At 55.3% G+C, this 16,492-nt stretch carries 16 protein-coding genes and 2 pseudogenes; 9 read left to right on the top strand and 9 right to left on the bottom strand.

Going from position 1 to position 16,492, the window contains the following annotated elements; genetic code table 11:
- The first annotated feature begins 317 nt into the window (after nt 1-317).
- The 3 genes and pseudogenes from J2R80_RS10875 to J2R80_RS10865 all read left to right on the top strand — a co-directional run.
- Nucleotides 318-716, top strand: coding sequence for a transposase (locus J2R80_RS10875; RefSeq protein WP_057016786.1), 399 nt, complete (start codon nt 318-320; stop codon nt 714-716).
- On the top strand, nt 713-1,060 hold the full coding sequence (gene tnpB / locus J2R80_RS10870; protein WP_057016787.1) for an IS66 family insertion sequence element accessory protein TnpB: 348 nt from the start codon (nt 713-715) through the stop codon (nt 1,058-1,060). Before J2R80_RS10875 ends, tnpB begins: the two co-directional genes overlap by 4 nt.
- A gap of 47 nt (nt 1,061-1,107) precedes the next feature.
- Nucleotides 1,108-1,731: pseudogene (locus tag J2R80_RS10865) on the top strand (IS66 family transposase zinc-finger binding domain-containing protein); the annotation flags it as partial.
- Nucleotides 1,732-1,867: 136 nt separating this feature from the next.
- Here J2R80_RS10865 and ltrA read toward each other — a convergent pair.
- The gene (gene ltrA, locus J2R80_RS10860; RefSeq protein ID WP_253638548.1) at nt 1,868-3,064 is read right to left on the bottom strand and encodes a group II intron reverse transcriptase/maturase; all 1,197 of its coding nucleotides are present in this window, start codon (nt 3,062-3,064) and stop codon (nt 1,868-1,870) included.
- Nucleotides 3,065-3,681: 617 nt separating this feature from the next.
- Between ltrA and J2R80_RS10855 the strand changes: the two are divergent.
- A pseudogene (locus J2R80_RS10855) lies at nt 3,682-4,722 on the top strand (IS66 family transposase); the annotation flags it as partial.
- Between the two features lie 168 nt (nt 4,723-4,890).
- Here the strand turns inward: J2R80_RS10855 and J2R80_RS10850 are convergent.
- The 4 genes from J2R80_RS10850 to J2R80_RS10835 form a co-directional block, all read right to left on the bottom strand.
- On the bottom strand, nt 4,891-5,355 hold the full coding sequence (locus J2R80_RS10850) for a hypothetical protein (RefSeq protein ID WP_253638547.1): 465 nt from the start codon (nt 5,353-5,355) through the stop codon (nt 4,891-4,893).
- Between the two features lie 134 nt (nt 5,356-5,489).
- Nucleotides 5,490-6,080, bottom strand: coding sequence for a hypothetical protein (locus J2R80_RS10845; protein WP_253638546.1), 591 nt, complete (start codon nt 6,078-6,080; stop codon nt 5,490-5,492).
- A gap of 2 nt (nt 6,081-6,082) precedes the next feature.
- Entirely contained in the window at nt 6,083-7,093 is a 1,011-nt protein-coding gene (locus J2R80_RS10840) for a hypothetical protein (protein WP_253638545.1), read from the bottom strand.
- Between the two features lie 1,055 nt (nt 7,094-8,148).
- Nucleotides 8,149-8,334 carry a hypothetical protein gene (locus tag J2R80_RS10835; protein ID WP_253638544.1) on the bottom strand — a complete coding sequence of 62 codons (186 nt, stop codon included), beginning with the start codon at nt 8,332-8,334 and terminating at the stop codon, nt 8,149-8,151.
- Between the two features lie 445 nt (nt 8,335-8,779).
- Between J2R80_RS10835 and J2R80_RS10830 the strand changes: the two genes are divergently transcribed.
- Together J2R80_RS10830 and J2R80_RS10825 are read left to right on the top strand one after the other, a co-directional pair.
- A complete protein-coding gene (locus tag J2R80_RS10830; protein ID WP_253638543.1) occupies nt 8,780-9,289 on the top strand; it encodes a hypothetical protein in 510 nt (169 codons plus the stop codon).
- A gap of 83 nt (nt 9,290-9,372) precedes the next feature.
- Complete coding sequence (locus J2R80_RS10825; protein ID WP_253638542.1) at nt 9,373-9,702, top strand: DUF3768 domain-containing protein; 330 nt, start codon at nt 9,373-9,375, stop codon at nt 9,700-9,702.
- A gap of 5 nt (nt 9,703-9,707) precedes the next feature.
- Here J2R80_RS10825 and J2R80_RS10820 read toward each other — a convergent pair whose 3' ends face one another.
- Complete coding sequence (locus J2R80_RS10820; protein WP_253638541.1) at nt 9,708-10,010, bottom strand: helix-turn-helix domain-containing protein; 303 nt, start codon at nt 10,008-10,010, stop codon at nt 9,708-9,710.
- Nucleotides 10,011-10,112: 102 nt separating this feature from the next.
- Between J2R80_RS10820 and J2R80_RS10815 the strand changes: the two genes are divergently transcribed.
- The 3 genes from J2R80_RS10815 (at nt 10,113) to J2R80_RS10805 (ending at nt 12,338) form a co-directional block, all read left to right on the top strand.
- A complete protein-coding gene (locus J2R80_RS10815) occupies nt 10,113-10,649 on the top strand; it encodes a hypothetical protein (protein ID WP_253638540.1) in 537 nt (178 codons plus the stop codon).
- A 96-nt stretch (nt 10,650-10,745) separates the two neighbouring features.
- A complete protein-coding gene (locus tag J2R80_RS10810) occupies nt 10,746-10,919 on the top strand; it encodes a hypothetical protein (protein WP_253638539.1) in 174 nt (57 codons plus the stop codon).
- Between the two features lie 462 nt (nt 10,920-11,381).
- A complete protein-coding gene (locus J2R80_RS10805; RefSeq protein ID WP_253638538.1) occupies nt 11,382-12,338 on the top strand; it encodes a dienelactone hydrolase family protein in 957 nt (318 codons plus the stop codon).
- 179 nt (nt 12,339-12,517) lie between these two features.
- On the opposite strand, the gene J2R80_RS10800 is transcribed toward J2R80_RS10805, so the two are convergent.
- The 3 genes from J2R80_RS10800 to J2R80_RS10790 form a co-directional block, all read right to left on the bottom strand.
- Nucleotides 12,518-14,824, bottom strand: a complete 2,307-nt coding sequence (locus tag J2R80_RS10800) for a phage/plasmid primase, P4 family (RefSeq protein ID WP_253638537.1) — start codon at nt 14,822-14,824, stop codon at nt 12,518-12,520.
- Complete coding sequence (locus J2R80_RS10795) at nt 14,817-15,863, bottom strand: ParB/RepB/Spo0J family partition protein (RefSeq protein WP_253638536.1); 1,047 nt, start codon at nt 15,861-15,863, stop codon at nt 14,817-14,819. The genes J2R80_RS10800 and J2R80_RS10795 overlap by 8 nt, the downstream gene beginning before the upstream one ends.
- A gap of 142 nt (nt 15,864-16,005) precedes the next feature.
- Nucleotides 16,006-16,395: a hypothetical protein gene (locus J2R80_RS10790; RefSeq protein WP_253638535.1), complete on the bottom strand. Its 390-nt coding sequence runs from the start codon at nt 16,393-16,395 to the stop codon at nt 16,006-16,008.
- Nucleotides 16,396-16,492: the final 97 nt, after the last annotated feature.

Here is a 16,492-nt window from a genome sequence, read left to right as displayed (position 1 = left end):
TACAGACCTGATCGAACGCTCGAAATGGACGAGGCAAATGTAGGCGATTTGCTGACAGGCCCTCCCATCACCAACTCGCCCGCAACCTTGATCGTCCCAAAAACATCGATGGCCGCTTGCGACGAACGAGGTTTATGAGCCTGGATTACATTGTAGCGATCCCTATGCCATGGGAACGTGCTCCAATCCCGAATTGCGGCGTGAGATCCTGGAATAGATTGGATCTGATCGCGTCGGAAGTATCCCTCCGTTGAGGGCCGCCTTGTTTGACGAACGCGATCGCTGCAGGTCCTAGGGGTAATCCTAGGAGAAGCGCTATGACGATTTCGAGGGCGGAGGTGATCACGTCGGTCGAGCGGCGGCGCCGCTGGTCGCAAGATGAGAAGGAACGGCTTGTTGCAGCGTCGCTGGAGCCCGGCGCCAATGTTTCCGAGGTGGCTCGCGTGGCCGGGCTTCATGTGAGCCAGCTGTTCAGGTGGCGCAAGGAGCTTTGCAGGCACGGCGAAGCGAGCATAGCGCCGTTTGTTCCGGTCGAGATTGGGTCGTCCGCGCCACCGCGGGAGGTGGCCGAAGCGCCGTTGACGACGACGACGCGTCGACGCAAGAGCCACGGCATCATCGAGATTGATCTTGGTACCGGGCACCGCATCCGGGTCGATGGCGACGTTGATGGAGACGCGCTACGTCGTGTTCTCGATGCTTTGGTCCGCCGATGATCCCAGTTCCCACGGGCGCGCGAGTGTGGCTCGCGACAGGCTACACGGACATGCGCCGAGGCTTTCCGTCGTTGGCACTCCAGGTGCAGGAGGTGCTGCGCAAGGACCCGCTCAGCGGTCATCTGTTCGTCTTCCGCGGTCGCCGAAGCGATCTTGTGAAGGTGATCTGGCACGATGGCCAGGGAGCATGCCTGTTCACCAAGAGACTCGAGAGAGGAAAGTTCGTCTGGCCATCGGTTGCGGGTGAAGCTGTGACGATCTCGCCGGCTCAGATGAGCTACCTGTTGTCCGGAATCGATTGGCGTAACCCTCAAGAAACCCATCGGCCGACGCGGGTCGGATAGCCGCTTTTACGATTTGAATCTGCTGCTCGATCTGATTCAATGGCTTCATGACATCGAAGCCGGACGATCTTCCTTCTGACCTCGCGAGCGCCTACCTTGCGCTGCTGGCCGAGCGAGAGATGTTGCAGGCTGAGCGCGATGTCGCCGTCGCGGATGCCGCCAGTGCGCGGGCGGAGCTGTCGGACAACGAAGCGCTGATCGCACATCTTGAGCTGCGGATCGAGAAGCTCAAGCGCGAACTGCACGGGCAGCGATCCGAGCGCTCGGCACGGCTGCTCGAGCAGTTGGAGTTGGAGCTCGAGGAACTCGTAACCACGGCGAGCGAGGATGAGCTTGCCGCTCAGGCGGCGGCGGCGAAGACGCAGAACGTCCGTCCCTTCACGCGTAAGCGGCCGGTGCGCAAGCCTTGGCCAGACGATATCGAACACGAGCGCGTCGTCGTTGAAGCTCCAACGACCTGCGCCTGCTGCGGTGGATCACGGCTGGCGAAGGTCGGCGAGGATGTGACCAAGACGCTGGAGGAGATCCCGCGCCGCTTCAAGGTCATAGAGACGGTACGCGAGAAGTTCACCTGCCGCGATTGCGAGACGATCAGTCAGGCGCCTGCGCCGTTCCATGCCACGCCGCGCGGCTTCATCGGTCCACAATTGCTGGCGACCATCCTGTTCGACAGTAGGGTCGAGGACTGGCGCGCCGCTCGACCAAATTTTCGATCGCACACGTTTCCAGCCCCCGCCACATCGCACGCAGCATGCGGATTTCCCGCACTACGCGCTCCCATTTGCTTCGCACCAAGGCTTATTTGACCTATCGTGCTGGAGCGGCTTTCGCCTTGCCAGTACTCGCCCGGTAGCCATTAAACAGCTTCAAGGTATCGTACAGCCACGACCTACTCCACTGCTTCCAGCCGAAGCCTTTTCGTTTCCGAGCCTTCGCCAGATGGCGTCTGACCTTCTTCTCTACCCAGTTTCTGATGTAGGCGAAACATTTACCGGAATCGCCCATCGCGAAGTAGTTTACCCACCCTCGGAGCTTCGGATTGATCAGGCTTATCACCCGGCCAATCGGTTGCGACCGGTGGCGGCGAAACACTTCCTTGAGCCCCCGCAGAAGCGCCGTCCGCTTTTTGAGCTTGGGCGTGTAATACGGCCGCATCACTCCGCGCAGACTGCGGAGGTAGCGGAAGTCGAATCCCAGAAAGCCGAAGCTCTCGCCTCGTTCCAGATCGACTATGCGGCTCTTCTCATCATTCACTTCAACCTGCAGTTTGGTGAACTCTTCCCGTAATCGCTTGTCTATGGCACCGAGCAGCCAGTCATGTCGCTTGTGGGCGTCGATCAAGACCACCAAATCGTCAGCGAATCGTGCATATTCGACGTTGGTGTACTTGCCGCGACGAGTTACCTCACGCGCTCGCTCCAGCATCTTATCCACCTCGTTGAGGTAGAGATTACTGAGCAAGGGTGAAATTACCCCGCCCTGTGGAACCCCCTTCTTGCCAGATGCTTTCAGCATCAGCCGCAGCAGATGCAGAATTTCCTTGTCGTCGATTCGCAGAGCCACCTTCTCTAGCATCCGATCGTGCCGGATGTTGTCGAAATAGGCGCGCAAATCAACGTCGAGAATCCGCGTCTTCCGCTCGGCTACCGCCTGGGCAACTCGCTTGATCGCTTCATGTGCCGTACGCTTGGGCCGATATCCAAACGATCCCGGTTGGAAATCCGCCTCGAATACAGGTTCGAGTACGAGCTTGAGCGCGCCTTGCACCACTCTGTCGCGAATAGCCGGAATCGACAGAACGCGGACCTTGGAGCCCCCGTCCTTCGGTATTTCCCGCTTCCTTGATGGGAGTGGCTGATAGCTGCGCCCGATCAGTTCGTCCCGTAATTGTTCGAGTAGCGACTCCACGCCTCGCGCTTCGATGGCTTCGAACGTCACTCCGTCTATTCCCGGAGCGCCGTCGTTTTCTTTCGCCATCTCATACGCTGCGCGCAGCGTCTCCATCTTACACACGTGGACGTATAGACCCCAGAAACGCCAAGACGGTTCAGCCTTCGCCTTGACGTATAGCCTCCGCCTCAGGTCCTGCAAATCGATGGACGCCTTTGTCATCTCGTCCTTGCCTTCCTTACGTTGGAGACATCACAAATGGCAGGGTCCCTTCGCTCCACGGGTGTTACCCCGCTTCAGCGCTACTGCGGACCCGGCCGCCACCTTCTCATCTTCGGCCGATTTCCCGGGGGCGCCGGTTATACGGCCTACCTTCTTCCGGCGATTTCTCTCCGGGATGAGGAAGGCTTCTCCAGTTGCTTTGCATGTCCTTGTCACCGTGCTGTCGCTTTCACCCCGCCGAAATGATCCGTCGCATCAGTTAGCATTCGTCGGATCATGCTGCCTTCGCCCCTAAACTGCGGGCTCGGCTTTCGGTTCTGAGCATTTTCGAGGCCACAGCGCGTTCTCTTTTGATACGGCCCGGTGACTCGTGAGCTCCCCAAGGGAGTCTTTGTCGATAGGCTTCAGAAATTCGGTTTCTCTCCTTTCTGCTATCCACACTACGGGGAGCTAACTTTTTCCCCGGCAGGACTAACTCCTGCTGAACATGCCAGCCTTCGCTGGACGCACAGTTCGGCATGCATATCCCGCTCAACCGCCAAAGCGCGCGCTTCAAGAGCGAGAGGATCGACCTGTCGTTGTCGACGCTGGCGGACCAGGTCGGCCACGGGACCTTCGCGGTCATGCCGCTCTTCCACCTGATCGAACGCCATGTGCTCGCTGCCGAGCGCCTTCATGGCGATGACACTACCATCCGGATCCTGGCGAAGGGCAAGTGCACGACCGGACGGATCTGGACGTATGTACGGGATGATCGGCCCTTTGCCGGGCCTGCGCCGCCTGCGGCGGTCTATTACGCCTCGGGTGACCGACGAGGCGAGCATCCCCAGAAGCATCTGGCCGCCTTCGCCGGCATCCTGCAAGCCGATTGCTACAACGGCTTCGAGCCGCTGTTCGATCCGCAGAAGAAGACACTACCAATTACGCCGGCGTATTGCTTTGCCCATGCCCGGCGAGGCTTCTTCGAGCTGGCTGACATCGAGAAAAATGCTCGGGAGGGCAAGAAGGGTAAACCGGTCTCCCCGATCGCACTGGAGGCGGTCAAGCGGCTGGACGCGTTGTTCGAGATCGAGCGCGCCATCAACGGCTGTGACGCTGACGACCGGCGCGCCGTCCGCCAGGAACAGAGCAAGCCGCTTCTCGACGACATGCACGCCTGGCTGCTGCGCGAGCGCGAAACCCTCTCGCGCTCGTCCGAGGTCCTGAAGCCGATCAACTACATGCTCAGGCGCTGGGAGGGCTTCGCCCGCTTCCTCGACGACGGCAGGATCTGCTTGACCAACAATTGCGCTGAACGCGCATTGAGAGGCATCGCCTTGGGACGGCGCAACTGGACCTTCGCCGGCAGCCAGCGTGGGGCCAACCGTGCCGCCATCATGCTGACGATGATCACGACGTGTCGTCTCAATGACGTCGATCCAAAGGCCTGGCTTGCCGACGTCCTCACCCGTATCGCCGATCTTCCCACTTCGCGTCTGCACGAACTGCTGCCCTGGGAATGGAAGCTTCTGCGCCAGGCTGCAGAGCCCTCCGATCAGCGGGCCGCCTGATCTTCACCCAACGCCATCATAGCGCTCTCGAGACCCGCGCGCATGCGTCAATCGGGCGGCCCTCGTCGTGTGCGTACCGTCGGAAATAGGCTGCATCATTTAAAATCTACTCTCGTTTTAGAACCTTCGCGCTTGGCTTCGTTCGCCTTGGCGATGATGCACAACAGCTCAAGTTTCAACACCGTGAACTTCCGATAAGTAAATGCTCATCAGTTTCGCTATCCCTCGGACCGGCGCTTGGTAGCTGATCTCTAAGTGCGAAATTTCGTTGCGACCGAACCGACTTTGCAACGCCCAAAAGGCGTCCTCCGGCAGATAAGCTAGCGTCGAGTTTTGGCCGCGACGAAGATTGACACTCAAGAAAAGAGGCTCCCCCGCTTTTCGCTCGCCTTCAGATACGAAGGATCTCGCCGTCACGAACCTGCAATCAAGTGCTTGTCCGATGCGCTCCGGTTGCGGCGGTTCGATTTTGACTATCCGCGCGACAACTTCAACAATCGCTTCGTCGTCTACTCGCGTCGATGTCCGCGATGTTTCACGGTCGGCAATGAAATAGCTAAACGTCGATGTCTCAACCATCGCCGAAAGCCTGTGTTCTACTAGCGCGGGCTTTTTCCGAGTTCTTCGCGCCATTATTGGTGCTCCTCGCAATGCAAGCCCATATTCAACACGCATGCGGCCCCGCATCGCCGTCTCATGAGGACTAAAACACGCCCACGCTACAACACCGCTCTCTTAAAGCACATTCGTGCGGCGCTTGCCGCTCTCTAAGTCGCCCTGATTTTGTTTACTTTGTCGAACAAAAACGTGACAGCATAAATTGTAAGGGTCACGTAGTGAAATACGAAAAAGAAGGATGCGAACAAGGCAGCATTATATATCCATTGAAAATGGCTCGAAAATACAGCCGACAAGTCTAGTCCAGACGCAAACACATAGACCAAAACGTAGGCGATGCCCACCGAACACAGATATCCAAACAACAGGCTCGCATACTGCCTGAGCGTTACTTCATGGTAGAAATAATCGTTGTCGGTATTGCTCCAGATTCTGATTTGCGCTTCCGATCCTGGCAGCTTGTCGTTTAAGCCAGCCGCCTGATAAGTCGAAAGCGCAGCCAAGGCTGCCAAATGAAAAGGCACCACAAACACCATCACCTGAAACACGCTCGCCGAGAAATTCTTCAGAAATGACGGCGCGAAGATGCCGGGAAAGAACAGATAGACTGCGGAAGCAGCGACCGCGCCGCAAGCAGGCAGCACAAACTCATAGACGCGCTTCGACTGGAAAAAGCCCTTGTTCCCAGTAATCGCTATGAACTTGAAGCATGATAACAGTTCGCGGAGCCACCAGAACATGACTATTTCCAGTGATCTGGCGTCTGCAGACATTTCATGGCGAATTGCTTAGTGGGAAGATGGAACGCACTGTAGCACTCTGCTTCCTCCACCCCCGCATCTGGAATGCCCACCGTTTTGCAGTATCGCATGTCAACATCGTCAAGGTTCGCTATATTGATCGTATTGGCCGAAACGTTGTCGATGTGATGACCACTGTCGTCCACCAGCTCTACGTTCAATGCCTCGAATGAAATGGCATTTAGGGTCTGCCGCACATGATCGACCAATCGCTTAACCTTCGAAAAGTCTTGAGTCGGAGCAATCTTCGCTTGTAGTTGAACATCAAGTCGCTGTACCGCTGGCTCGTCAGCTTCACCCTGAAATTTCGTTGAACCACGAGTCAGCTTAAAGCCGCCGATCCTGCCTTCTTCCAAGTCCTTCTTGAGATTTCCATTCATTTGAGGGTGGAAGCGAACGGTAGGACGATATGCAATCGACTCGGGTTTGTCGCGCTTACTCCTCCGCTTCTTTTGAGCGACAAACCTATGAGGGTTCTCATTGGCAAACCGTTGCATGAGGAGCGTAAGAAAATCTTTCGCCAATGTGCGACCTATGCCCTTCGTCTGTTCCATTACCATTCGGAAGCGCCCTTGATCATTTCCTGAGGCGATCTCTTGCCTTGAGATGACGATGTGGCACGACGCACCGGGAACGAAACCAGGGTCTTCCGGCTTCGACTGAATCACTACCCGCGACATCGGATTAACGAATGCAGGTATTGCGCGCTTGGGATCACCACGTACTAGAAGAAGCGAGAAGTAGTTAGGCGTTTCTTCAAGATCCGCTATATAGATCGCGTTTGTTGGATCGGGTGATGCAGCCTGCAAACCGGGGCCGACCACGTAGGCAATCGCTTCGTCCTTCGCGAAATAATATTTGCAAATCTCAATTAGAACGCTTGATGGCACCACTGCATCGACGGCCGGGTGTCTACCCATAGCCATCTTCATCAAGACCACTTGGCCCGCCATTCTCCTCCCACCCCCTGTTGTGCTCGCCTCATACCACAACCAAATTCACCGTTCTATCTCGCAGGAACAGCATTGGGTTGCTTCTTTCGACGGATACCTTCGGGATTGTCTGGCGGTCGATTTACGAATCTCATCTCATGAGACCGCGGCCTCTTTCCCAGGGCCGCGCGACCAACGATGCAAGACGATGCAGCCGCAGCACACGCGAATTTGCCGCTTGAGCCTCGCTCACGCCCTGCAAATCGGCTCAGCCTTAAATTTCGATGGTCTGTCACTCAAATGGCTTCGAACGGCAGAAATCGTCATATTATTCTGTAAAATCAATGGTTTGATAGCGATTTTAAGGCTTGAAATCGGCATTTTTTGATGTCATTCTGATCACGAACTGATTTGCGGAATTGTGCTGGCGCAGGCCATGAGCGAGAATCGACTGGCCTTCACCGATACCCCCGTAGATGCGTTACGGAGGCCGCGCAGCGCACGTCCCAAGTTGGTCGCCTAGGCCGCGTGGTGGGAGCAAGCCGGACCAGCTACAAACGGCCCGGTAAGTCCAGAAAGCCCCGGAGACATCGTAACGAGGGTGCTAACCTCCTAGCCCTGGATCGCGCGGTATCACTGGTCGATACGGTCTGTCGCCTGGCTGGCGCAGAAAATCTGATTAGCTCGGAATCCAATCGACTACGACACGCAATTATAAACCAGGATACTCCGCAGCTATTTGAGCATCTACTGGAAGCGTTTTCGCTGCAGGGCATCAGTGATCATGCAGCACGCAGCTATATGGATGATCATGGCAGTCCTGCCTGGCATGATCTACAGCGAGCGACCTCTCGGCCTCCGCTCTGCTCCAAGCTGCGCAGCTACTGGAGCTTTCACGGGTGCGGTTATCGGAAAGGTAGTCGGACGTGCGCAAAGCCAGAGATTGCTTCTCGCTGTTCACTTCCCAAACACGACCTGCGCAACGGGCGTCTGAACCAGACGACATATTCACTCTTCTTATTTATCCGCGATGTAGCAGATGGCAACTTGGTCGATTGGATAGACCAAACGCTTGATCAAGCGAGGTTCAGTGACAGGCCCGAGCACCGCGCTTCAAGGATGCGGCGCGCATTGATCGAACCTCTGCGGAACGTTATCGGCGTATCCGACAAATTGTTGAATATGGCACTGGCCGATATCTTGATGGCCGCGCCATCGAGCAAACCTGCCTGGAGGGAAGCAGGTTCGGGCATGATTGCCATCGACACCCTCGTGCACAACTTTCTACTGCGTACCGCCATCCAACGCAGACTCGGAACTAAGCACGCTTTTGGACCTGCCTGCTACGCACCGGGCGGATGTGCAGACGTCATTGCACGAATCGCGCCACGAATTGATGCAAGCCAATTCAACTCAGACTATCCGCAGGTCTTCCCGAGATTCGTGCAACACGCAATCTGGCGCTACTGCGCACAGCTTGAACTCGGGATTTGTAATGGCAACAACATGGATGATCGCTTGCGATGTAGCAACAAAGGTTGCCCGCTATTCCATCGCTGCGAACGCGTAGCTCTACATGCCTGACGTAACAGCCGCGGGATGAGGTCGCGTCCAGCAGGCAGACAGATGTGACGAACGATCATCACTTAACCACCACCACTTGAGGTCCGGCTGCGGGCCTCTTTTGATTCTAGAGGAGAGCCTTGCATGTCAAAAAAGCCGACAAAGCCCAAAGCGAAGAAACCTGCCGCCAAGACCATCATCATGTTCGGACTGGATAAAGACGGCAAGCCGCATGCAGCCCGGTTCACTGGCGAGAATGAGGCGCTGTTGGCAAGAGCCGCAGCAGCGATGGGATTGCGGCTGGCAATACCAGCGACCAGAAAGCACTTCGAGATCGCGAACAAGCTTCCGGCTGGTAGAATTCATGCAACCGGTAATGGCCTCGTGCCAACTATCGATCAAATACTCTACGATCAAATCAATCTATTAGTGGGTGGCGAGCCCGGCGCAATATCTGCATCGCTTCCCAAGACCTCGTCACAGCTTGCGCCTGGCCATCTCGTCATCGCACAAGACACGGTCGATGATGGCTGGTGGCCCGCGATTGTCATGAAGCGAAGCAACGACACCCTGACACTGAGATGGCGCGACTACCCGAGCGCGTCTGAATTCGTGCGACCGGTCAGTTCGGTCGCGTTGCTAAATAGCGATTGACATTTTTCCACGACCTCCGTGGCGCAGGTTGCTAACGCGACTGTGCCCTTTCGTTTCATCGCCGATCTTCACGGACACAGCAAATGAACGGTCAGAAAGAAATCATTCGCTTTCTCAACGACGAACTTCGTCGCGATCTCACCCGCGGCGCTGCGTTCATGACGCCGGGTGTGGCGGCTCTAGGGCCGGACTTGGCGGAGCGCATCTTCGATGCGATCACGCTCTACGACGATTTCTGCAAAGATTCAGACCCCTATGGGGAGCACCACTTCGGCTCCCTTCAAGTCGAAGACCACACGGTCTTTTTCAAGATCGATTACTACTCGAAAGACATGACCATGGGATCACCCGACCCCTCAGATGCATCTGTAACCGAACGCATCATCACCATTATGCTAGCTGACGAGTACTAGGTCATTCACCGCTGCCTTTTGGCAGGGGTCCTTGAACGTCGAATTTGTTCGCGAGACCGACGCCCGCTTTTCAATGGCTTTGGTGGTTGTTCGCCTGGTGACGGCTTGCGTAACAGCTCAGAAACGTGGATCTCCAGGACCGCCGCGAACCGATCCAAAACTCCGACGGTTGGGTTCTCTTCCGCCCGCTCTAATCGTCCGACGTAACTGCGGTCAACTTCCGCATCGACGGCCAGCGCTTCTTGGGACAATCCCCGCTGAACACGGAGCCGCCGCAAATTCCAAGCCACTAGTTGTCGCCCCTCCATACGGCAAAGCAACCACCTAGCGGTGTATCAAACCACGGTATATACTGCCCCTATTAATTTATGGATTGACAGATTCGTTGGGCCACCAAACGGAGCGAATTAATGAAGACTTTTCGTTGCGCAATTCTCGGATTTACTGTCACGATTTTGCTCAGCGCATCTCAATCGATTGGTCAGACCTTGCCTCAAACAGCCGCCTACATTCTTAGCGGCGGCATCGTTGAAGTGAAAGACATGAAAACGGATGGTGACGATACAGTATATGTGCCAAGCTTCATGATAGGGCTGACGAACATGATACCCGCGATGGCGGTACATGTCAGCAATCGAGAACGATGCGAGATCACTTTTGAACCGGTGAAGTCCGATCAAGTCAAAAGAGTGTCCGTCTATTTCAATAATGTAATTCCAACTGAAACCAGAAACCAACTAACCGCTAAAAATCAGCTGCAGAGCATAAGCACCTTCTATCTGATTGGAGAGGAGCAGGTCGTTTGTGCGGAGGTCAACGGCAACAAAGGTTGCTCCCGTACACTCGACACCCCGGCTTACACAGAGAACTTGCCCCGGGTTTATAAAGCAATCGACTACTTGTTTTCCAAATTCTGTTCGCCAAGCCGAAGGAAAGGCGCGTTCTGATTCTGCGCAGCGCGTCATCGCTGGGAATTCAAAAAATCAAGAAATATTGCTGGTTCTCGCCTCGAATGTCGCCTGAAATGTCGCTTTGATCAAAGCATGACCCCTGCATTCTCCACGACGCTAATTTTCAGCATCGCCTTGAACGAAGGACATGCTGATGAAGAGTTCGCACAAATCCTTACTTCCGTCCGAGCGCAAAATCATCGAGCGGATAACCAAGATACGAAAGACGGCGGACCACGTATCCAGGAGCAAACGCCGGTTCGCTGAGTATCGATACCTTCGGGCCATACTTCGAGGCTACCGATACCTCGTCAACAACGAGCTTCTTAGTGGGATGATGGAAATCGCACCTGCCGTCTTGATTGTTCCAGTGCGCGCCAATTGGCATCCGCTCCGAGTACTCATTGAGGCGACGATATGGACTGAAATCGATTATCGGACGCGCAGCAGATGGACTAGGGCTTTGCAATACGCTGTCGCAAGCGAGATCGACCCCGATCAACTATCGAGATTCTTTCGAGCCAATGGCGGAATCGCCGGTTGCGCCGATCTAGCTAGCAGAACGCGACCGGCAAGACGTAAACCTTCACCGCACACTACCCGACTGAATCTCAAGTCGCCCGCGCAGCCACAATTCAGGACGGGCCAGATTCGCCCCACCGCGGCGCGCGTGACAACTCGCATACTTTCACAGAATTGAGCCCATCAACGCACAACGGATTTTCGGAGATGATACGCGCAACCGTTTTAGTATTCATGCTGACCACTACGACAGTGTCTGCCGAGCAATTCAAGCTTCCCTGGAAGGGCGACTATCCGCACAATTCAAGCAAAGCATGGTCACGCGACAACCCGAATGACTCCGGCTTCTCCAAGAACTTTCTCAATGGCACGCTGGAAGAAGGCGGCAAGGTGGAACGGATGGGCGAGCTATGGGCCGAAACCATGCTGCCCGAGAAGGCGACGGGCCCTATTCCGTTCGTGATCGTGATGCACGGCTGCACCGGTATGACCAGCTTGACCAGCGCGTGGGTGCATCGGATGGGTCGAGTATTCAACGCTGATGGAATCGGGGTGCTGATCCTCGACAGCTTCACCACTCGCAAGGTTGATAAGAGCTGCGGTATGCCCGACTTACATTGGGGGCGTCGCCGCGCCGACGACGCCTACTCGGCGCTTGATTATCTGATCGAAAAGAAGCTGGCCAAGGCCGACGAAGTTTACGTGATGGGACAAAGCGGTGGCGGTACGGCCACTTTGATTGCAATGACCAAAGCTCAGACCGACCACAAATACCGGTTCGCCGCGGGCTTCCCAGTAGTCCCACCGTGCGTTTACCCTTCAGTACGCAACGCCGATTTCTATGGCGCGCTCGTTCTATTCGTTGGCGAGAAGGATGATGCAAACGATCCGAAGCAATGCGTTGAACTAGCGAAAAGGAAGCGCAACGTTCCCGTGCAAGTGATTGTCTACGCCAACGCTGATCATGGCTTCATGGAAGATTACAAAGAGCGTGTTGCCAAAGGTTGGACAGATGCTCACGGCAAAGACCACTATTGGCATCTGAGCTACAACCCACTCGCCGATAAGGACATGATGCGGAGCATTATCTCAAGAATTAAGACACGGAAGTTCGTGGGCGGCGTCGAATTCAGGCCCACGGACGCCGCTGAGCATCGGAAATAATGAAATATGTTCGGCCTTGCAGCGCCTCCGGCGGCTGCCAATGCCGGTACGCCCTCCCGGGCGTGAATCATTGTAGGAGGTTGCAGGGGTGGCAGAGAACTTCATAATCACTTTTCGGACTAATGATATCTGAAAAGTAATAAAAGAGCTGCCACCCCTGTCACCATGGCTGGCCGGTGCTACAGGCGATATTTGACGCCAATCCAAATGCTGCCCCGCTTAGTACGCTTATGGCTTATGTTATGCCCATTAATTAGGGCCTCCTTGAACTTGATCATGCTGAGGCCGGTCTCGCCGTTGCGGCTACACCATTGCGTGTAATAATCGTACAGCGGCTGCGCCGCAATCGTATTGCCGGTATCGTCGATAAGCATTTCATCCACGAAACGCTTCAGATGATCCGCGGCCTTCGCCCATTCTCCTGCGGCGGCGCGAGCAGCGACTGGCGGACGGAGACCCCTCTTCTGCCAATCGATACAGCCTCGTACCGCCCAAGCTAGAATACCCGGCCACTCTTCGCGGAGCTTAGCGGATAGGTTCTTATCCCTTTCTTCTTGCGGAATCTCCACGTCGAAGGGAATGACGCAGATGCGACGCCATAGCGCGGTGTCCGTACCACGAACGCGGGGTCGATCATTGGCCACAAGCCAGAGCTTGAATGCGGGAGTAAATTCAAAGAACTCCTGACGCATAAATCTCGCAGTGATCTTCTCGCCGCCGGTCATAGCCTTGATTTTCGCCTCGTCCATTTGTCTATTAAAGTTCGCCTCGATGGCCGTGACCATGCGAACACCAGCGAGCCGCGCTTGATCGTTTGAGATCGCGTTGTCGTATTGCTTTGTCATCAGCGTCTCTGTCGGCGTGTGACAACCATAATCGCCGAGCATGTCGCGGACGAGGTTAATGAGCGTGGACTTCCCATTGCTCCCCGACCGGCCGTGGCAAAAGAAGAAGACCTGCTCTTTAGTCTCGCCTGTGAGACTGTAGCCTATGGCGTTCCTAATGAAGCGGATCAGTCTCTTGTCGTTTTTAGTTATCCGCTTGAGAAACTTCTTGAAAAGCGGGCACTTGGCTGAGCGGTCGGCCACGACGGGCGAAATCTGGGTAAGCAAGTCGCTGGGGTCGTGCTTCTCGACATATCCTGTGCGCAGGTCAACGGTGCCATTCGCCGTGTTGAATAGCCAAAGGTCTGCATCTAGTTGCCGATCATCAACCGCAACTAGTCCTTTCGCCAGATCCAGCATGCGTTCGAGACCACCTTTCGACAGCGACGCCTTAGCGAACTGAGCACGCGCCGCCTTCGCTTGGTCGGTTCCGAGATACTGTGTCTCATGCGCTATCATACGAGCTGCATCCTTTGCCAACTCGATGCACTGCGGACCAGCTTCAGGCAGCCATCGTCCTTCTTTATATACGAGCCAGCCTCTGCCCTTTGTGTAGATGATTTCGTTGGAGAAACGAGTGGCGAGCCGCTGCGCGTTGTCAGTGTCAGTTTCCCCGAGCTTGGAAAGTTCTTTGGTCAAGTCCGCGTTGGGGGATGGCGATGGTAGCTCGGCATTTGCCTGGTCGTCTGAGCGGAAGAAGGGCAACGAACGCGGACGCCCCTCCCCCGCTTTGAGCCCACTCTCAAGAGTAGCGCCGATCTCGTTCTCTTCAAGACCGATGTCCGTAGCCACTCGCGTCAAATCGCGTACAATTGCGGCGCGATCAAATAGACCATACGGCAATAGTTGGCCAAGCTTGAACGCGCTCCTATTGAGACTGTCATTGCGCTGATGTTTGGGCGCTTTGCCTAAGCGTTCGATTTCCCTCTGCAATGCCGAGGCCATATAAGCCTTCGCGCGATCAACTTTGGACGGCGGGATCGGCAGAACTAGCTGCGGCTGTAGAGCCTCCCTCATTTCAAAGGCTTTCCGCAACCACTTGGGCGCCTTCGCGATCTCGATATCGCTCAAGCCACGCCCTTTAATGAACTCGTACAGCATGCCGGATTGGTGAACACTGCCGGGAGCAACCACGTATCCGCCATCTCCCCGGATATCGACGCCCTTGCCGAGGCGACCGACTGAGTTCTGAACCGTCTTGTTGCCCGGTCGTAGATAGTAGTGCTCCCCCTTCCCGGTCTTCACCTTAGGGGTTCGAGGGAGCTTGCCATTCTTCTTGACGAGTTCAGCAAGTGATATTTTGCCCTCCGCGCCATCGACATCCACAACTACGAGGTTTGAAATTTTGCCTGTTGCAATTCCAATGTTAGCATCAGGATTTTCGGCCCACCACCTTTTGATCGTTTTGCGATTGGTGGTTGCGTCCTTAACTCCCCGCGGTGTTATGGGATGCTTGCCAGGCTTAGAACACTCAGCGCTGTCCCGACACGAACATCGTCCATCGCGAACGGAATGGACAGGTATCACGTAAATTCCTTTAGACGCATACCGAAGCGCCTGCTTCATGAGCGGGACCGAGCGGCTCTTAACGTTTTCAGCCATGGTCGGCCTCCGACTGCATAGACGGAGCCACGCAAGGTTCAACATGCAGCACTTCGAATACAAAGCGAGAGCGCGCAACTGGCAACGCATCAGCCCACGCGACCCGTAGAAGGGACGCGACATTCCACGCCGCGAGAAGTTTGTTGAAGTGTTCTTCTGGATCGCCTCTTTTAAAAAAATCCGGTATGGGAAGGTCGCTGCTCGCCGGTCCGCCACAGGATGCGACATAGTTCACCGGCGGAAGCTGGGGTTGGCTGACCATTGCTGGCGCACTTGCTGCTTCGATTGAGCACAAGCGAGACCTTTGGTTCTTTCGCTCGATAATATCGGTTGCGATTTTAACTTGGTCCTCGGCCGTCAACCCCTTCGCGATTTTGAGAAGCGCCGACTGGTTGTCATGAAGCTTAAGCTCGCGTGCCTTGAGTTTTGCTTCCGGCGAGATACCGGCGATTTGTTGCGCGCGCTTTAACTCTCTGCGCGACACATCTAGTGTGCGCGATGTTCTGCTAATGCCACGATCATTCGGTTGATGCCGAGAAGACTGGGCAAGTTGCCCAGGATCGTTTTGGGATGCCTGCAACCACTCGTTCTCTGCTTCGGCCCTTTCGAGCGCACAGTATCCCAGCCGATGTAGATTCTCTGAAAGGGTAAGGAGCCGATTGTTTGTTACGTCTGCGTCTAAAACAAAGGCATCGATATGTGTCCGGCCCAAGCGACGCATCGCTTCTAGCCTGTGCTGGCCCGCAATGAGAGTGACGACACCTAGCGGCCCTACCACGACGAAGATCGGCGTGGTTAAATCGATCCGCTCTATCGACTTTCTGAGTTCCTCGACGTGGTCATCATTTAGCGCGCGATGACCCGATCCAAGCGCAATGTCGGCTAACGCAACACGCTGAATGTTTCGCTTGACCGACGAAATAATTGCGCCACTGACCGCGCGTGGCGCGAAGGCACCTCCCGCGGCGGGAACGGCGCCCTTTGAAAGCGAAATTGATGGTTGGGGATATTTAGATTCGGAAGACTTACTGCTTTTCATGTGGATCTCCTGGTTCGGAGGAGCCCACAAAGCGGACATCGCTGGCGGAGAATACGTGGGGTGGATTTTTGCCAACTAAGCCGTGGGCTCAAATGAGATCGGCCGGACCGGGCTTAGCTTTGGCGACGCTAAGTCGCGCAATCTACGAACGTTCGTCGGCAATACCCAGAGCAATCCCCTTCATCATTCTCTGCAATTCCCGAAAGTTTTCCTCGAACGAACCAAAATCAAGTGAGGCCACGTGACTGCGAAGAGTCCTCAGCGTTATCGAGCTGTATTGCGCTTTGAAACGTTTATCTGATTTCAGCCGCCTCGCGATCTCAATGTGGGTTTTGAGATGTCGATCCCGCATGAGTTCAGCGACGTGCTCTGATAGATGGAAATATTTAATGTGAACCAATTTTTTTCTAGGCCCCGGCCCCTTCATGCCTACTTCGACGAAGGATTCAAGAAGCAACCTCCAGTGCCATGGGTTGTTTGGATCGAGTTCGAAGCGCGAAAAGCTTCGAGCATTGGCCGGTGATGCTTCCATTGTGGGTCCAACGAAAATGCAAATTTGACGGATGCAGATTTGTTCGCGCTAAGCGGTTCATCTAACGACAGCTGCTTCGTTAGTCCTCGCTTAGTCA

Source organism: Bradyrhizobium sp. USDA 4541, assembly GCF_024171085.1.
GTDB classification, from domain to species: domain Bacteria; phylum Pseudomonadota; class Alphaproteobacteria; order Rhizobiales; family Xanthobacteraceae; genus Bradyrhizobium; species Bradyrhizobium australafricanum.
The sequence above is the reverse complement of the archived record's forward strand: the minus strand, read 5'-3'. Positions and strand labels throughout refer to the sequence as shown.